Source organism: Amycolatopsis thermalba, assembly GCF_003385215.1.
Taxonomy (GTDB): Bacteria; Actinomycetota; Actinomycetes; order Mycobacteriales; family Pseudonocardiaceae; genus Amycolatopsis_E; species Amycolatopsis_E thermalba.
The window spans coordinates 1-14,086 of the sequence record NZ_PQHW01000073.1; the positions used below are offsets into that span (position 1 = coordinate 1).

Sequence of the window (14,086 nt, forward strand, 5' to 3'; positions counted from 1 at the left end):
GTGGCTGGGGGTCCGGGAGGGGCCGTGGGACGAGGTGGCCATCGGGAGCACGGGCTTCCCAAGATGGGGGCCGGATGTGGCTCCCGGCCGCAAGCGGGACGGCACCGTCCGGGCGGGATCGCACCCACGAGAGCCGGACGACGGTAGGGCGCTGCCGCGCGGCGGCAGGGCCGGCGGGCGGTCGCGGGTGGGGCGTGAGAAGTAGCGGGCCGCCAGCGGCGGGCGGCGGTTGCCCGACTCGGCGGCGCGCGAAAAACACCGGACCGCCACCGGCACCAACGGCAGGCGGCATGCTGTCGCGCTCGCGCGCGACAAACAGTGCGCCACCAGCGGCGGCCCGTGGTGAGCCAGCGGCCTGGCGCACCAGAAACAGCGGGCCACCATCGGCGGCCGGTCGTGGGCCGGCAGCCTCGGCCGCGAGGAGCGGCGGGCTGCCATCGGCACCACCGGCGAACGGGGCGCTGGCGCGCTGGCGCGCGAGAAACAGCGGGCCGCCATCGGCGGGCAGCGGTGGGTCGCCATCGGCGGCCGGTCGTGGGTCGGCGGGGTGTGGTGCGCGTCGTGGGGCATGGTCAGACCACCAGGCGCCGGTAGAAGTAATGGCGGGCCAGGAGGGCTCCGGTGGTGAACAGTGCCGCCAGGAACGCCAGGTGCCCGAGCGCGGGCAGCCACTCCAGGCCGCCCAGTGTCGCGCCGCGGGCCAGTTCGTTTCCGTGCCACAGCGGGGAGATCCACGCCAGCCAGCGCAGCGCCACCGGGATCTGCTCGATCGGGAAGAACGTGCCCGCGAACAGCGTCATCGGCATCACCACGAACCGGAACACGGCGTTGAACCGGACGCCCTCGTCGTAGGTCGTCGCCGCCAGGGCCGTCACCGGGGCGGCGCACGCCAGCCCGGTGACCGCGCCGACCAGCACCACCAACACCGCTCCCGCGTTCAGCCACGCCCCGAACGGCACCGCGATCACCGCGTACACCGCGCCGGCCAGCAGCAGCCGCAGCGTCACCCAGATCAGGTGCCCGCCCAGCACCTGCCCCGGCGTGACCGGCGTCGCCGTGACGGCCAGGTAGTCCTTCTGCCACTTGAACCCCGACAGCACCGGGTACGTCGACTCCCCCACCGCGTTCTGCAACGCCGCCGACACCAGCAGAGCGGGCGCGATGTAGTGCACATAGGACAGTCCACCGGTGGCCGGGCCCGCCTGCACCTGCGATCCGAAGCCGAGCCCCATCGCGAGCAGGAACAGCAGCGGCTGCAGGCCGGTCGAGTACACATTGGACTTCCAGTACCGGCGGTACCACGCCCAGTACCCCTCGACGCGCAACCACGCGCCCTGCCACGCCGGCACCACCCGGCCCGTCGACGCAACGCTCATCAGTCCACCAGGGTCCGTCCGGTCAGGCGCAGGAACACGTCCTCCAGCGAGCTCCGCCGCACCAGCGACGACAGCGGCCGCACGCCCCGCTGGTGCACCTGCTCCAGCGCGGACTCCCCGGCCGCGGTGTAGAGCAGCAGCCGATCGGGCAGCACCTCGACCCGGTCGGCCAGGTCCGCCACCCGATCCGCGGGCACCTCCTCCCCCGGCGCGAACCGCAGCTCCACCACCTCCCGCGTGGAGTAGCGCAGGATCAGCTCGGCAGGCGACCCCTCGGCGACGATCCGCCCGCCGTCCATGACCACGAGCCGGTCGCACAGCTGCTCGGCCTCGTCCATGTAGTGCGTGGTGATGATGAGCGTGACGCCCTGCGCCTTGAGCCGGAACAGCCTGTCCCACAACAGGTGCCGCGCCTGCGGGTCGAGGCCGGTGGTCGGCTCGTCGAGCAGCAGCAGCTCCGGGTCGTTGACCAGCGCGCGGGCGATGGTCAGCCGCCGCTTCATGCCGCCGGACAGCGGCTCCACCTCGTCCTCGGCCCGGTCGGACAGCTGCGCGAACTCCATCAGCTCGACCGCCTTGCGCCGCACCTGCGCCCGGGACAACCCGAAGTAGCGGCCGTACACCTGCAGGTTCTGCCGCACGGTCAGCTCGTTGTCGAGGTTGTCCTGCTGCGGCACCACCCCGAGCCGGGCGCGGATGCGCGGACCCTCGACGTTCGGGTCCATACCGAGGACCGTCAGATCCCCGTCGGACCGCGGCGACACCGACGCGATCATCCGCATCGTCGAGGACTTGCCGGCACCGTTGGGCCCGAGGAAGCCGAACGCCTCCCCGCGCCGGACCTCGACGTCGATCCCCCGCACCGCCTCGAAGTCGCCGAAGCGCTTCACCAGCGCCTTGGCCTGCACCATGCTCGGTTCGTCCACACCACGCAGACTAGAGCCGACCACCGACAGTTTTCGATCGCTTTACGCCCCGGCCAGCTCCCGCGTGAGCGCGGACGCGGCGGTGCGCACCGCGGGCGCCAGCCGCTCCACGTCGAGGCGCTCGGCGCTGCCGGTGATCGACACGGCGGCGATCAGCCGTCGCCGCCGGTCGTACACCGGGGCGGCCACCGCGGCGACCCCGACCTCGGCTTCCTCGTGGTTGACCCCGTACCCGCGCGCCACGGCGCGGTCCAGGTCGCGGCGCAGCAGTCCCGGGGCGACGATCGTGCGCGGGGTCTTGCGCGCCAGTCCGGCCGCGGTCACGCGCCGGAAGTACTCCGGCGGTCCGAGGGCGAGGAACACCTTGCCGGTCGCGGTGCAGTGCACCGGCATCCGGCTGCCGACGCGCGATCCGATGGGCGTCGAGCGGTGGCCGGTGACCTTCTCCAGGAACAGCGTGTGCCCGCCGTCCGGCACCGCGAGGTGGATGTTCTCGTGCGTGGCCTCGTACAGGTCCTGCAGGTACGGCAAGGCCGCTTCGCGCAGTTCACGGCGCCGCGGCACGCGCTGGCCGAGTTCGAACAGCTTCATGCTCAGCCGGTAGCCGGCGCCGCCGCGTTCCAGCCCGCCCCAGCGGACGAGCTCGGCGACCAGCCGGTGCGCCGTGGCCTTCGGCAGGCCCGTGCGGGCGGACAGCTCGGCCAGGGAGAGTTCGGCGTCGGCGGATTCGAACGCGTCCAGCAGCATGAGGCCGCGCGCCAGCACCGACTTAGGGACATCGCCTTCAGTGGCGGACATCCCTGGATGGTAATTCCCGGGAGGGGCTTCCGGTAAGGATCAACCTCACCGAAAGCCCCCGCCGTCACTCACAGGTCGGGGAACCAGAGCTTCAGCTCGCGCTCGGCCGACTCGGGCGAGTCCGAGCCGTGCACCAGGTTGAACTGGGTCTCCAGGCCGTAGTCCCCGCGCAGGGTGCCGGGGGTGGCCTTCTCGACCGGGTCGGTGCCGCCGGCCAGCTGGCGGAAGGCCGCGATGGCGCGCACGCCCTCGACGGCGATGGCCACGACCGGGCCGGAGGTGATGAACTCCAGCAGCTCGCCGAAGAACGGCTTGTCCTTGTGCTCGGCGTAGTGCTCCTCGGCGACCGAACGCTCGACGGTGCGCAGTTCCAGCGCGGCCAGCTTCAGCCCCTTGCGCTCGATGCGCGAGATGACCTCGCCGACGAGGCCGCGCTGTACGCCGTCGGGCTTGACCAGAACCAGCGTGCGTTCACTCACGACTGTGTTTCTCCTTTATTGCGTGCACGGATTGCCCGAAGCCTACTGGCCTGGTCAGCGCCGCGGTTCCAGGGTGGTCGACCACAGCGAGGCACCCGTGCCGTCACGGAGATCGACTCGCAGTTCGCCGGAGCCGCCGTCGATGTTGATTTCGCCGAAATGCTGGAAACCGGCCATCGGCGAGGTGTTCGCGGCGGGCGGGGCGTGCACGAAAACGGCCTGTGGGCCGAACGTCGGGTCGAGGCTGTTCGGGCCGAACGCGCCGGCGTGCAGCGGGCCGGAAACGAATTCCCAGAACGGGTCGAAATCCTGCACCGCGGCCCGGTCCGGCGAATAGTGGTGCGCCGCCGTGTAGTGCACGTCCGCGGTGAGCCACACGGTGTTGCGCACCTTCCGCCTCGCCAGCTCGCGCAGCACCCACGCGATCTCGCTCTCGCGGCCGGCGGGCGCGCCGGGCAGGTTGTTCGCCACGCCCTCGATGCCGGTGGATCCGTCCGGCACGGCGAGCCCGATCGGCAGGTCGGCCTGCACGATCTTCCAGGTCGCGCGGCTGCGGGACAGGCCGTCGACGAGCCACTTCGCCTGCTTCTCGCCGAGGACCTGCCCGGGCTGCCGCGGATCCGACGTGTTGGCGTCCTTGTAGGTCCGCATGTCCAGCACGAACACCTCGAGGCGAGAACCGTAGGTGAAGCTGCGGTACACGCGGCCGTCCACGGCGCGCTTCGGGTCGATCGGTTGCCACTCGTGGAAGGCCTGGAACGCCCGCGCGGCCAGCACGTCGACGCGCTTTTCGGTGTACTGCGGGGAGTCCAGGATCTCGCCCGGGTACCAGTTGTTGGTCACCTCGTGGTCGTCCCACTGGACGTAGCTGGGGACGGCGGCGGTGAACGCGCGCACGTTCTCGTCGAGCATGTTGTAGGCGAACTGCCCGCGGTACTCGTCGAGCGTCTCGGCGACCTTCGTCTTCTCCGGGGTGACGAGGTTGCGCCACACCCGGCCGTCGGGGAGCGTCACCGTCTCGGTGAGCGGGCCGTCGGCGTAGACCGTGTCGCCGCTGTGCAGGAACAGGTCCGGCCTGCGGGCGAGCATCGCGGAGTAGGCGGTCATGCCGCCGATGTCGGGGTTGATGCCCCAGCCCTGGCCGGCCACGTCGCCCGACCACGTCAGCCGCACGTCGCTGCGGCCCACGGGCGCGGTCTTGACGTTGCCGGTCAACGGCTCGCTGCTCACGCGGCCGTCGAGCGATTCGGCGGTGACCCGGTAGTGCAGCTCGGTGCCTGGCGGGAGCGAGGAGATCCGCAGCTTGCCGGTGCCGCCGGTGTCCGGGGTCAGCAGCGGGCCCCGGAGGGTCCGGGCGTGCCGGAAGGACGGGTCGCGTGAGACCTCGACGATCATGCGGGACGGCCGGTCGGCGCGGGTCCAGACCAGTGCCGAGTGCGGGGTCACGTCGCCGGACTGGATGCCGTGGGTCAGCACCGGGCGGTCCTTGCGGACGAGGGCGGCGCTGGCGAAGGGGCTGCCCAGGACCCCGGCGGCGAGGACACCGGCGCCGACGAGTCCGGTTCTGAGGGCGGAGCGGCGAGTCTGTTCGGTCATGCCGGAGTTCTATGCGGGCTCGGGGGCCGACGGGCCAACTCCGGCTGTCCGCACGGTGAACTCACGCGGTGGCGCGCTGACGGCCATCGGCCGTGCGCAGACCGTAGCCGAACACGCGGTCCACGGCGATGTGCGCCAGCCAGGCCAGTCCGAGCGTGAAGGCGGCGGGGTTCGTGACGAAGCTGAAGACCACGAGCAGGACGGCGGGCCCCGCCCAGTAGTGCGCTGCGTTGTAGAACGGCACGACCCGTCGCGGCAGCACACCGCGCTCGACCGGTTCGGCACCGATGCCGACCAGGAATGTCAGGTCCGGCCCGATCAGCCCGAGCAGCAGGGCGCCGATGGTCCAGCCACCGTGCTGGACGGCCTCGAACACGGCGAACCCGAGCAGGAAGACACCGGCGACGGCCCAGGCGATGCGCTTCACGAGAACACTCCTCCGAGATCAGCTATCCATTTCGAGAGCAGTGCTCTCATGAAGACATAGCATGATCCCACCGAGCGCTCTTGTCAAGAGCGGTGCTCTCGGTTCGGATCGCCGCTACTGCTGCTGGCTGGGCAGACGGCCTTCGGCCATGCGGCGCGCCACGTCGTTGCGCAGCCACAGCGCCCACAGCCAGAACGCCAGGAACAGCAGGCCGATGATGCCGATCGCCACCGTGTCCACGAAGTACGCCACCAGCGCGACCTGCAGGACCAGGATGGCCGGCACCGCCCAGCGTCGCTTGAGCACGCCGCACAGCAGCACGTGCAGCACGGCGATCACGATGACGCCCCAGCCGGCCAGGGTGCCCACGCCGCCGCCCAGGTTGGCGATCACCGGAACCGCGAGACCGACCGTGATGGCCTCGCAGATCAGGGTCCCCGCCATCACGCCGCGGAACGACTTCATCGGGTCCTTCGCCGGGGGCCGGACCGTGTTCTCCTCGCTCACGCGGGCTCCTTCCCGAACAACGTCCGCGCGTCCCCGACGGTGACGACGGAACCCGTGATCAGCACCCCGCCGCCGGCCAGCGGTTCGCCGCCGTCGCTCTCCTCGACCAGCGCCACCGCGGTCTCCACCGCCGCGTCCAGGCTGGGCTCGGCGACCACCCGGTCGTCCCCGAACACCGCCAGGGCCAGCTCGTTCAGCTCGTCCAGCGGCATCGCGCGCGGCGAGCTGTTCTTGGTGATCACCACGTCGGAGACCACCGGTTCGAGCGCCTCCAGCACCCCGCGCACGTCCTTGTCCTCGAGCACGCCGATCACCGCGGTGAGCTTGCGGAACGCGAACTCCTCCTCGATGGCGGCGGCCAGCGCCCGCGCGCCGTGCGGGTTGTGGGCCGCGTCGAGCAGCACCGTCGGCGCGGCGCGGACGGGCTCCAGCCGACCCGGGTTCTGCACCGCCGCGAACCCCTCGCGCACGGCGTCGAGGTCGAGCCGGCGGTCCTTGCCCGCGCCGAAGAACGCCTCGACCGCGGCCAGCGCCAGCAGCGCGTTGTTCGCCTGGTGGGCGCCGTGCAGGGGCAGGAAGATCTCGTCGTAGACCCCGCCGAGGCCCTGCAGGCTCAGCATCTGCCCGCCGACCCCGATCTCACGCCGCAGCACGCCGAACTCGCTGCCCGCGCGGGCGACGGTGGCGTCCACCTCGACGGTGCGCTCCAGCAGCACGCGCTGCGCCTCGGGGTCCTGCTCGGCGAGGATCGCGACGCTGCCCGGCTTGATGATCCCGGCCTTCTCCCCCGCGATCTCGCCGAGGCTGTCGCCGAGGTAGTCGGTGTGGTCGAGGCCGATCGGGGTGATGACGGCGACCTGGCCGTCGGCGACGTTGGTGGCGTCCCAGGTGCCGCCCATACCGGTCTCGATGACCGCGACCTCGACCGGGGCGTCGGCGAACGCGGCGAACGCCATGCCGGTGAGCACCTCGAACTTGCTCATCTTCGGGCCGCCCGCGCTGTCCACCATGCCGATGTAGGGCTGGATGTCGCGGTAGATGTCGACGTACTTGGACGCGGCGATCGGGGCGCCGTCGACCGCGATGCGCTCGGTGACCAGCTGCAGGTGCGGGCTGGTGTAGCGGCCGACGCGCAGCCCGAGGCGGGACAGCAGCGCGTCGATCATGCGGGTGACCGAGCCCTTGCCGTTGGTGCCGGCGACGTGGATGACGGGGTAGGTCTTCTGCGGGTCGCCCAGCACGGTCATCAGCGCGGCGATGCGGTCGAGCGAGGGCTCGATCTTCGTCTCCGGCCAGCGCTGGTTCAGCTCGGCCTCGACCCGCAGCAGCTCGCGGCGGGCCTGGCGCTCGATCTCCTCGAGGTCGACCGGGTCGCGCTCGGCCTGGTCGCGGGGCAGGGGCCCGGCCACGAAGTTGCCCCCGCTGGACAGCTCCACCGGGTACTCCTCGTCCTCGCCCGATGTCACGCGTTCTCCCTACTCCGGCCGGGGGGTTGACTACCCCGCCGAGTCTACTTTCGCGGGTCCTGGCAGGTTGGGCTGCATGCCGTTCGACCACAACCACGCCTACCACCGGTTGCTGCTGCGGCACGTCCCCGCCGGGGCGCGCACGGCGCTCGACGTGGGCTGCGGCGCCGGGCGCTTCGCCCGCAGGCTCGCCGCGGCCGGTCTGTCGGTGGAGGGCATCGACCCGTCCGGCGAGATGATCGCGGTGGCGCGGGCGCTGGGACCGGAGACGATCACCTACCGGCACGCGGACGTCACGACGGCGGAGCTGGGGCGCTACGACTTCGTCTCGTGCCTGGCGTCGCTGCACCACGTGCCGTTCGAGACCGTGACGAAGCTGCGCGCGGCGCTGAACCCGGGCGGGGTGCTGGCGGTGCTCGGCCTGGCCAAGCCGCGTTCGGTCGCCGACTGGGTGAAGTGGGGCCTGCTCGCGCCGCCGGTCAACCTGGCGGCCCGGCTGGTCGTCGCGGCCGGCGACCGGCTCAACGGCGGCCCGGACCCGGTCGCGACGGCGCCGGTGCGCGACTGGGACACGACGATGACGCAGGTGCGGCACGACTCGGCGCGGCTGCTGCCCGGATCGAGCGTGCGGCCGCTGCTGTTCTTCCGCTACCTGCTGGTCTACCGCGCCTGACGCGCGGCGATCCGGGCGCGCACCTCGGGCCGCCGCAGCGGGGGCACCGTCGCCGGGGGCTGGCGGCGCGCGGGCAGCTCGCCGAGCAGCCGCGTGGTGATCTCGGCGATCTCCGCGACGGCCCGTTCGAACGGTTCGCGCGTGGCGTCGGACAGGGTCTGCACCCCGCTCACCTTGCGCACGTACTGGCGCGCCGCGGCCTCGATCTCCTCCGCCGTCGCCGACGGCTCCAGCCCGCGGAGCACGGTGATGTTTCGGCACATGTGGCCGAGACTACGCGCGCCGCGCCCTCGACGGGGTCACACTGATCGGGCAAGCTCTCGGGAAAGTTCCCCGTGCACGAGGAGGTGTACGCGCTGTCGACCGACTTCGGCGCCTACGTCGAGCGCTTTCCCCTTCCGGAGACCGGAATCCCCTTCGCCGTCAAGGACTTCCTGGACGTGGCCGGCCAGACGACGCGCAACGGCACGCCCGGTCTGGGGCACCACGCCGCGACCGAGGACGCCGAGCCGGTCGCCCGGCTGCGCGCCGCCGGATACGTCCCGGTCGCCCGGACCACGGTGCCGGAACTCGCGTGGTCGGTCCGCACGCCCGGCTGCCGCAACCCGTGGGCCCCGGACCGGGACGCGGGCGGGTCCAGCGGCGGGTCGGCGGTCGCGGTCGCCGCCGGGGACGTGCCCGTCGCGCTCGGCACCGACACCGGCGGCTCGATCCGCATCCCGGCCGCGCTCTGCGGGGTCGCCGGGCTGCGGCCGACGCACGGCACCGTACCCATGCGCGGAGTCACCGCACTGGTGCCGTCCATGGACACCGTCGGCCCGATCGCGCGCACCGCGGCGGACTGCCTGCGGGTCCACCGGATCCTGGCCGGTACCGCCGAGCCCGCGCCGGACACCGTCGAGGGGCTGCGCCTGGGGTGGCCGGAGCACCTGTGGGGCACCAAGATCGACCCCGAGGTGCTGCGGGTCGTCGAGTCGGCCGCGGACACGCTGCGTGCGGCGGGCGCGGTGCTCGTGCCGGTCGAGCTGCCGCTGGGCCACCGGCACGCGCGCACGGCCGGGTTCACCACGATGCTCTACGAATCCGCCCAGCTGTGGTGGCGGGCGTACCAGGACGACCCGTCCGGGCTGCGCGGGCGCGCGATCGGGCAGCTCAAGGCGGGCACCGAGGTGAGCCGGGACGACTACGACGCCGCCCGCGCCCGCGCCGCCGAGATCGCCGCCGAGGTGGACGCCGCGTTCACCGAGGTGGACGCCCTGCTGATGCCGACCCTGCCGGTCACCGCCGCCCCGGGCGACACCGACGTGGTCGAACTCGGCGGGCGAGGAGAGTCACTCGAGAACGCCTACTACCGGCTGACCGCACTAGCCTCCGTGAGCGGGCATCCCGCGCTGACGGTCCCCGCGGGGCTGACCGCTGCCGGTCTCCCGGTCGGCGCCCAGCTCGTCGGACCGCGGCGGCAGGAGGCCCTGCTCTGCCTGCTCGGCGGAGCGATCGAAGCCGGTCCACCCGCCCGTGCCCTGGCCCGGGCCCGCACAGGAAGAACGTGCTCATGACGAAGCCCGACCCCCGTGACCTGCTCGGCATCCGCGATCTGCTGAACGAGGAGGAGCGCGAGATCGCGGACACGGTGCGGACCTTCGTCCGCAAGGAGGTCGCCGACCACGCCGGCCAGTGGTTCGAGGACGCGACGTTCCCGAAGCACCTGGTGGGGCAGCTCGGCGAGATGGGCCTGCTCGGCATGCACCTGACCGGCTACGGCTGCGCGGGCACCAGCGCCACCGCCTACGGCCTGGCGTGCCTGGAGCTGGAGGCCGGTGACAGCGGGCTGCGCAGTTTCGTGTCCGTGCAGGGTTCGCTGGCGATGTTCCCGATCTGGAAGTACGGCTCGGACGAGCAGAAGGACCGCTGGCTGCCGTCGATGGCGCGCGGCGAGGCGATCGGCTGCTTCGGCCTGACCGAGCCCGACCGCGGGTCCGATCCGGGCGACATGCGCACGTTCGCCAAGCGCGACGGCGGGGACTGGATCCTCAACGGCTCCAAGATGTGGATCACCAACGGCACCCTCGCCGACGTCGCGGTGGTGTGGGCGCGCACGGACGAGGGTGTGCGTGGATTCGTCGTGCCGACGGACACGCCGGGGTTCACCGCGCGGGAGATCAAGCACAAGCTGTCGCTGCGGATGTCGGCGACGGCCGAGCTGTCGTTCGACGACCTGCGCCTGCCCGGCGACGCGGTCCTGCCCGGCGTGACCGGGCTGAAGGGCCCGCTGTCGTGCCTGTCCGAGGCGCGGTTCGGCATCCTGTTCGGCGCCCTCGGCGCGGCCCGGACCTGCTACGAGAGCGCGCTCGACTACGCGGCGACGCGTGAGCAGTTCGGCCGCCCGATCGGTGGTTTCCAGCTGACGCAGCAGAAACTCGTCGGGATGGCGCTGGAGCTGAACAAGGCCATGCTGCTCGCGGTGCACCTGGGCCGCCGCAAGGACGCCGGTGAGCTGCCGCCCGAGCTGGTCAGCTTCGGCAAGCTGAACAACGTGCGCACCGCGATCGACATCGCCCGCACGGCGCGCACGATCCTGGCGGCGAACGGGATCAGCCTGGAGTACCCGGTGCTGCGGCACGCCAACAACCTGGAGAGCGTGCTGACCTACGAGGGCACCGAGGAGATCCACACGCTGGTGCTGGGGCAGCTGCTGACCGGGCAGAGCGCCTACCGCTGAGCCGGCCGGGTGGTGAGCGGAGACCGCTCACCACCCGCACGGACGGGCGGCGGGCAGTTCGGCGGCCACCCGCGCGGGTGACAAACGGCCTGCCCCACCCGAATGGCGGCGGTAGCGCGCTCCGGCAGGGGTTAAGAAGAAGTCATGCGCCGCAGCATGCTCGTCCTCCTGGTCGCCGCCTGCACGTTGCTCGCCTCGACGCTCACGGCCTCCGCCGCGCCCCGGTACCGGCACTACGTCGCCCTCGGCGACTCCTACACGGCCGGCCCGCTGATCCCGCTGCAGCGCCTCGACCCGGTCGGCTGCTTCCGCTCCACCGGCAACTACCCGTCGCTGCTGGCGATCGCGCTGCGGGTCGGCTCGTTCACCGACGTCTCCTGCAGCGGCGCGGACACCCGCGACATGGCCGCCCCGCAGGACGTGCTGCTCGGCCCGAACCCGCCGCAGCTGGACGCCCTCCGGCCGGACACCGACCTGGTCACGCTCGGCATCGGGGGCAACGACTACAGCGTGTTCGGCACGATCATCGGCACCTGCCCGGGCCTGCGGGCTTCGGATCCCACCGGCAACCCGTGCGAGCGCCACTTCACCGTCAACGGCGTCGACACGATCAAGGCCCGGTTGCCGCAGACGCAGGCCAACGTGACCGCGGTGCTCGGCGAGATCCACGACCGCGCCCCGAACGCGGAGGTGCTGGCGATCGGCTACCCGCGCATCGCGCCGCCGACCGGCACCTGCCCGGACGTCCTGCCCTTCGCCGACGGCGACTACCCGTGGCTCAACAGCGTGGAGGAGGAACTCAACGCGGCGCTGGCCGCGGCGGTCGCCGACGACGGTGACGCGTCCTATGTGGACACCTTCACCCCGTCGCTGGGCCACGACGCGTGCGCCCCGCCCGGGCAGGCGTGGATCAACGGCAAGGACCTCAAGCCGTGGGCCGCGAACTACCACCCGTTCTTCGTCGGCATGCAGGGCGTCGCCACGGTGACGTACGCGCACCTACGCGATTGACCGCGCGGCTGGCGGAAGCTGCCAGGTCATCGACACCGTGGTGCCCTCGCCGGTCGCCATGACCTCGACGTGCCCGGCCAGCCCGCGGATCAGCCGCAGGCCGCGGCCGTCGGACATCGAGCGCCCCGGCGGCGGCATCTTCCAGCGGCCGCGGTCGATGACGGTGACCGCGATCAGGTCGTGGTCCCGGCTCGCGTGCAGTTCGACCGGCCCGTCCGTGCCCTCCGGGTAGGCGTGGGTCACCGAGTTCGTCAGCGCCTCGTAGCCGGCGAGACCGATCGCGTGCGCGAGGTGGCCGGGGAGGTCGAGGTCCTGGGCCCACCGCACGAGCTCGCAGCGCAGCGCCGTGATGTCACGCGGTGAGGCGGGCCAGCGGCAGTGCAGGCTGGTTTCGGTGCACCCCGACGGCCTGGGCGTCGTGTCCATCGGCTTCCCCACTCCGAGCACCTTCAGGTTTCCCCATCGTCACACTTCCGTGGGAACCGCTGAAGGGTCCTTGGGCCTTTCCGGGAGGATCGCCCCGATCTGCCGTTTCAGGATCTTCCCGGTCGGCCCCTTGGGCAGTTCCGGCACCAGCCACACCTGCCGCGGGTACTTGTAGGCGGCGACCCGTTCCTTGACGTAGTCACGCAGCTCGTCGGCCGTCGCGGTGGCCCCGGCCTTGAGCGCGACGGCCGCCGCGACCTCCTCACCGTGGGTGGGATGCGGCACGCCGATCACGGCGGCCTCCGCCACGGCCGGGAGTTCGTAGAGGACCTCTTCGATTTCCCGCGGATACACGTTGTAGCCCCCGCGGATGATGAGGTCCTTCTTCCGGTCGACGATGAAGTAGTAGCCGTCCTCGTCCTGCCGGGCCAGGTCGCCGGTGCGCAGCCAGCCGTCCGGGATCGCCTCGGCCGTCGCCTCCGGCAGGTTCCAGTAGCCCCGCATCACGTTCGGGCCCTGCACCGCGATCTCCCCGATCTCGCCGGGCGCGACCTCCGCCCCGTCGGCGTCGAGCAGCCGCACCCGCACGCCGTCGATGGGCGTGCCGATCGACCCGGCCTTGCGCGGCCGGTCCGGGTGGTTGAAGGTGACCACCGGCGAGGTCTCGGACAGCCCGTAGCCCTCCAGGATCGCGCACCCGAAGGCCTTCTCGAACCCGTGCAGGACCTCGACCGGCAGCGCGGCGCCGCCGGACACGCACACCCGCAACGCGCTCGCGTCGATCTCGGCGGCGCGGGGATGCTGCAGCAGCGCGCCGTACATGGTCGGCACGCCTTCGAAGACGGTGACGCCGAACCGCTCGATCGCGTCGAGCACGGCGGCCGGCTCGAACCGCGGCACCAGGACCAGGCACGAGCCGCGGTAGACCGCCGCGTTGAGCGCGCAGGCCTGGCCGAACGTGTGGAACAGCGGCAGGCAGCCCATGACGACGTCGGACGGCCGCAGGTCGAACAGGCTGCTCGCCACGGTCGTGATGTTGCTGCGCAGGTTGGCGTGCGTGAGCACGGCGCCCTTGGGCCGACCGGTGGTGCCCGAGGTGTAGAGGATGACGGCCGGGTCGTTGTCCTCGCGGGGCGCGATCTCCGGCTGCGGCTGCGCGGTCAGCCCGGTCAGGAACGCGGCCGGGTCGACGACGGTGCAGGGCACCCCGGCCGCGGCCGCGGCCTTGCCGGCCTCCTCGGCGACCCCGGCGAACACGAACAGCCGCACGGCGCCCGAGTCGGTGAGGTAGTGCTCCACCTCGCGGGCCTTGAGCAGCGGGTTCATCGGCACGACCACCCCGCCCGCCCGCAGGATGCCGTAGTAGAGCGGGGCGAAGGGCAGGATGTTCGGCAGCATCACGCACACGCGCTCACCGGACTGGAGCCCCTCGGCCCGCAGCTGGGCGGCGACCTTGGCGGCGGCCTCGTCGAGACCGGCGTAGGTGAGCACCGCGTCGCCGAGGCGCTGGGCGGGCGCGTCGGGCTGCCGCCGAGCGGTATTTGCCAGGATGTGCGCGAGATTCGTCATCGAATGTCCTCCGCTAGCTCGTTCCGACCATCGTGCGTGCCGCCACCCGCCCGGCCCATGTCCGCGCGGACAACCGATGCCCGGTGCTCGTTGTCGTGGGGAACAATGGCGGA

General features: G+C 72.1%; 15 protein-coding genes. 4 read left to right on the forward strand and 11 right to left on the reverse strand.

Annotated features, from left to right (window positions below; translation table 11 throughout):
- Nucleotides 1–572: 572 nt before the first annotated feature.
- The 8 genes from D0D15_RS24770 to folC form a co-directional block, all read right to left on the reverse strand.
- Nucleotides 573–1,376 carry an ABC transporter permease gene (locus tag D0D15_RS24770; protein ID WP_094007733.1) on the reverse strand — a complete coding sequence of 268 codons (804 nt, stop codon included), beginning with the start codon at nt 1,374–1,376 and terminating at the stop codon, nt 573–575.
- Nucleotides 1,376–2,287 carry an ABC transporter ATP-binding protein gene (locus tag D0D15_RS24775; RefSeq protein WP_094007809.1) on the reverse strand — a complete coding sequence of 304 codons (912 nt, stop codon included), beginning with the start codon at nt 2,285–2,287 and terminating at the stop codon, nt 1,376–1,378. Before D0D15_RS24775 ends, D0D15_RS24770 begins: the two co-directional genes overlap by 1 nt.
- Before the next feature lie 57 nt (nt 2,288–2,344).
- The gene (locus D0D15_RS24780) at nt 2,345–3,100 is read right to left on the reverse strand and encodes an IclR family transcriptional regulator (RefSeq protein WP_094007734.1); all 756 of its coding nucleotides are present in this window, start codon (nt 3,098–3,100) and stop codon (nt 2,345–2,347) included.
- A 68-nt stretch (nt 3,101–3,168) separates the two neighbouring features.
- Nucleotides 3,169–3,579: a nucleoside-diphosphate kinase gene (gene ndk / locus D0D15_RS24785; RefSeq protein WP_094007735.1), complete on the reverse strand. Its 411-nt coding sequence runs from the start codon at nt 3,577–3,579 to the stop codon at nt 3,169–3,171.
- 54 nt (nt 3,580–3,633) lie between these two features.
- On the reverse strand, nt 3,634–5,175 hold the full coding sequence (locus tag D0D15_RS24790) for an alkaline phosphatase D family protein (protein ID WP_094007736.1): 1,542 nt from the start codon (nt 5,173–5,175) through the stop codon (nt 3,634–3,636).
- A gap of 61 nt (nt 5,176–5,236) precedes the next feature.
- Nucleotides 5,237–5,602, reverse strand: coding sequence for a DUF4260 family protein (locus D0D15_RS24795; RefSeq protein WP_094007737.1), 366 nt, complete (start codon nt 5,600–5,602; stop codon nt 5,237–5,239).
- A 114-nt stretch (nt 5,603–5,716) separates the two neighbouring features.
- A complete protein-coding gene (locus tag D0D15_RS24800; RefSeq protein ID WP_094007738.1) occupies nt 5,717–6,109 on the reverse strand; it encodes a DUF4233 domain-containing protein in 393 nt (130 codons plus the stop codon).
- Entirely contained in the window at nt 6,106–7,575 is a 1,470-nt protein-coding gene (folC, locus tag D0D15_RS24805; RefSeq protein WP_115944774.1) for a bifunctional tetrahydrofolate synthase/dihydrofolate synthase, read from the reverse strand. Before folC ends, D0D15_RS24800 begins: the two co-directional genes overlap by 4 nt.
- Nucleotides 7,576–7,651: 76 nt before the next feature.
- Between folC and D0D15_RS24810 the strand changes: the two genes are divergently transcribed.
- Entirely contained in the window at nt 7,652–8,248 is a 597-nt protein-coding gene (locus tag D0D15_RS24810) for a class I SAM-dependent methyltransferase (protein WP_094007740.1), read from the forward strand.
- On the opposite strand, the gene D0D15_RS24815 is transcribed toward D0D15_RS24810, so the two are convergent.
- On the reverse strand, nt 8,236–8,511 hold the full coding sequence (locus tag D0D15_RS24815; RefSeq protein WP_094007741.1) for a DUF2277 domain-containing protein: 276 nt from the start codon (nt 8,509–8,511) through the stop codon (nt 8,236–8,238). The two genes, D0D15_RS24810 and D0D15_RS24815, sit on opposite strands and share 13 nt — an antisense overlap.
- Before the next feature lie 72 nt (nt 8,512–8,583).
- Between D0D15_RS24815 and D0D15_RS24820 the strand changes: the two genes are divergently transcribed.
- From D0D15_RS24820 to D0D15_RS24830, 3 genes are all read left to right on the forward strand, one after another.
- Nucleotides 8,584–9,804, forward strand: a complete 1,221-nt coding sequence (locus D0D15_RS24820) for an amidase (protein ID WP_115944775.1) — start codon at nt 8,584–8,586, stop codon at nt 9,802–9,804.
- A complete protein-coding gene (locus D0D15_RS24825) occupies nt 9,801–10,967 on the forward strand; it encodes an acyl-CoA dehydrogenase family protein (protein ID WP_094007743.1) in 1,167 nt (388 codons plus the stop codon). The genes D0D15_RS24820 and D0D15_RS24825 overlap by 4 nt, the downstream gene beginning before the upstream one ends.
- A 144-nt stretch (nt 10,968–11,111) precedes the next feature.
- The gene (locus D0D15_RS24830; RefSeq protein WP_115944776.1) at nt 11,112–11,978 is read left to right on the forward strand and encodes an SGNH/GDSL hydrolase family protein; all 867 of its coding nucleotides are present in this window, start codon (nt 11,112–11,114) and stop codon (nt 11,976–11,978) included.
- On the opposite strand, the gene D0D15_RS24835 is transcribed toward D0D15_RS24830, so the two are convergent.
- Both D0D15_RS24835 and D0D15_RS24840 read right to left on the reverse strand, forming a co-directional pair.
- A complete protein-coding gene (locus D0D15_RS24835; RefSeq protein WP_233157437.1) occupies nt 11,967–12,416 on the reverse strand; it encodes an ATP-binding protein in 450 nt (149 codons plus the stop codon). The genes D0D15_RS24830 and D0D15_RS24835 overlap by 12 nt on opposite strands.
- Nucleotides 12,417–12,443: 27 nt before the next feature.
- Nucleotides 12,444–13,973: a long-chain-fatty-acid--CoA ligase gene (locus D0D15_RS24840; RefSeq protein WP_094007745.1), complete on the reverse strand. Its 1,530-nt coding sequence runs from the start codon at nt 13,971–13,973 to the stop codon at nt 12,444–12,446.
- Nucleotides 13,974–14,086 lie beyond the last annotated feature (113 nt).

Coding starts and splice junctions, on each gene's coding strand:
- D0D15_RS24790 (WP_094007736.1), bottom strand. CDS start 5,175: ATGACCGAACAGACTCGCCGCTCCGCCCTCAGAACCGGACTCGTCGGC.
- D0D15_RS24810 (WP_094007740.1), top strand. CDS start 7,652: ATGCCGTTCGACCACAACCACGCCTACCACCGGTTGCTGCTGCGGCAC.
- D0D15_RS24770 (WP_094007733.1), bottom strand. CDS start 1,376: ATGAGCGTTGCGTCGACGGGCCGGGTGGTGCCGGCGTGGCAGGGCGCG.
- D0D15_RS24780 (WP_094007734.1), bottom strand. CDS start 3,100: ATGTCCGCCACTGAAGGCGATGTCCCTAAGTCGGTGCTGGCGCGCGGC.
- D0D15_RS24775 (WP_094007809.1), bottom strand. CDS start 2,287: ATGGTGCAGGCCAAGGCGCTGGTGAAGCGCTTCGGCGACTTCGAGGCG.
- D0D15_RS24815 (WP_094007741.1), bottom strand. CDS start 8,511: ATGTGCCGAAACATCACCGTGCTCCGCGGGCTGGAGCCGTCGGCGACG.
- D0D15_RS24840 (WP_094007745.1), bottom strand. CDS start 13,973: ATGACGAATCTCGCGCACATCCTGGCAAATACCGCTCGGCGGCAGCCC.
- D0D15_RS24830 (WP_115944776.1), top strand. CDS start 11,112: ATGCGCCGCAGCATGCTCGTCCTCCTGGTCGCCGCCTGCACGTTGCTC.
- D0D15_RS24825 (WP_094007743.1), top strand. CDS start 9,801: ATGACGAAGCCCGACCCCCGTGACCTGCTCGGCATCCGCGATCTGCTG.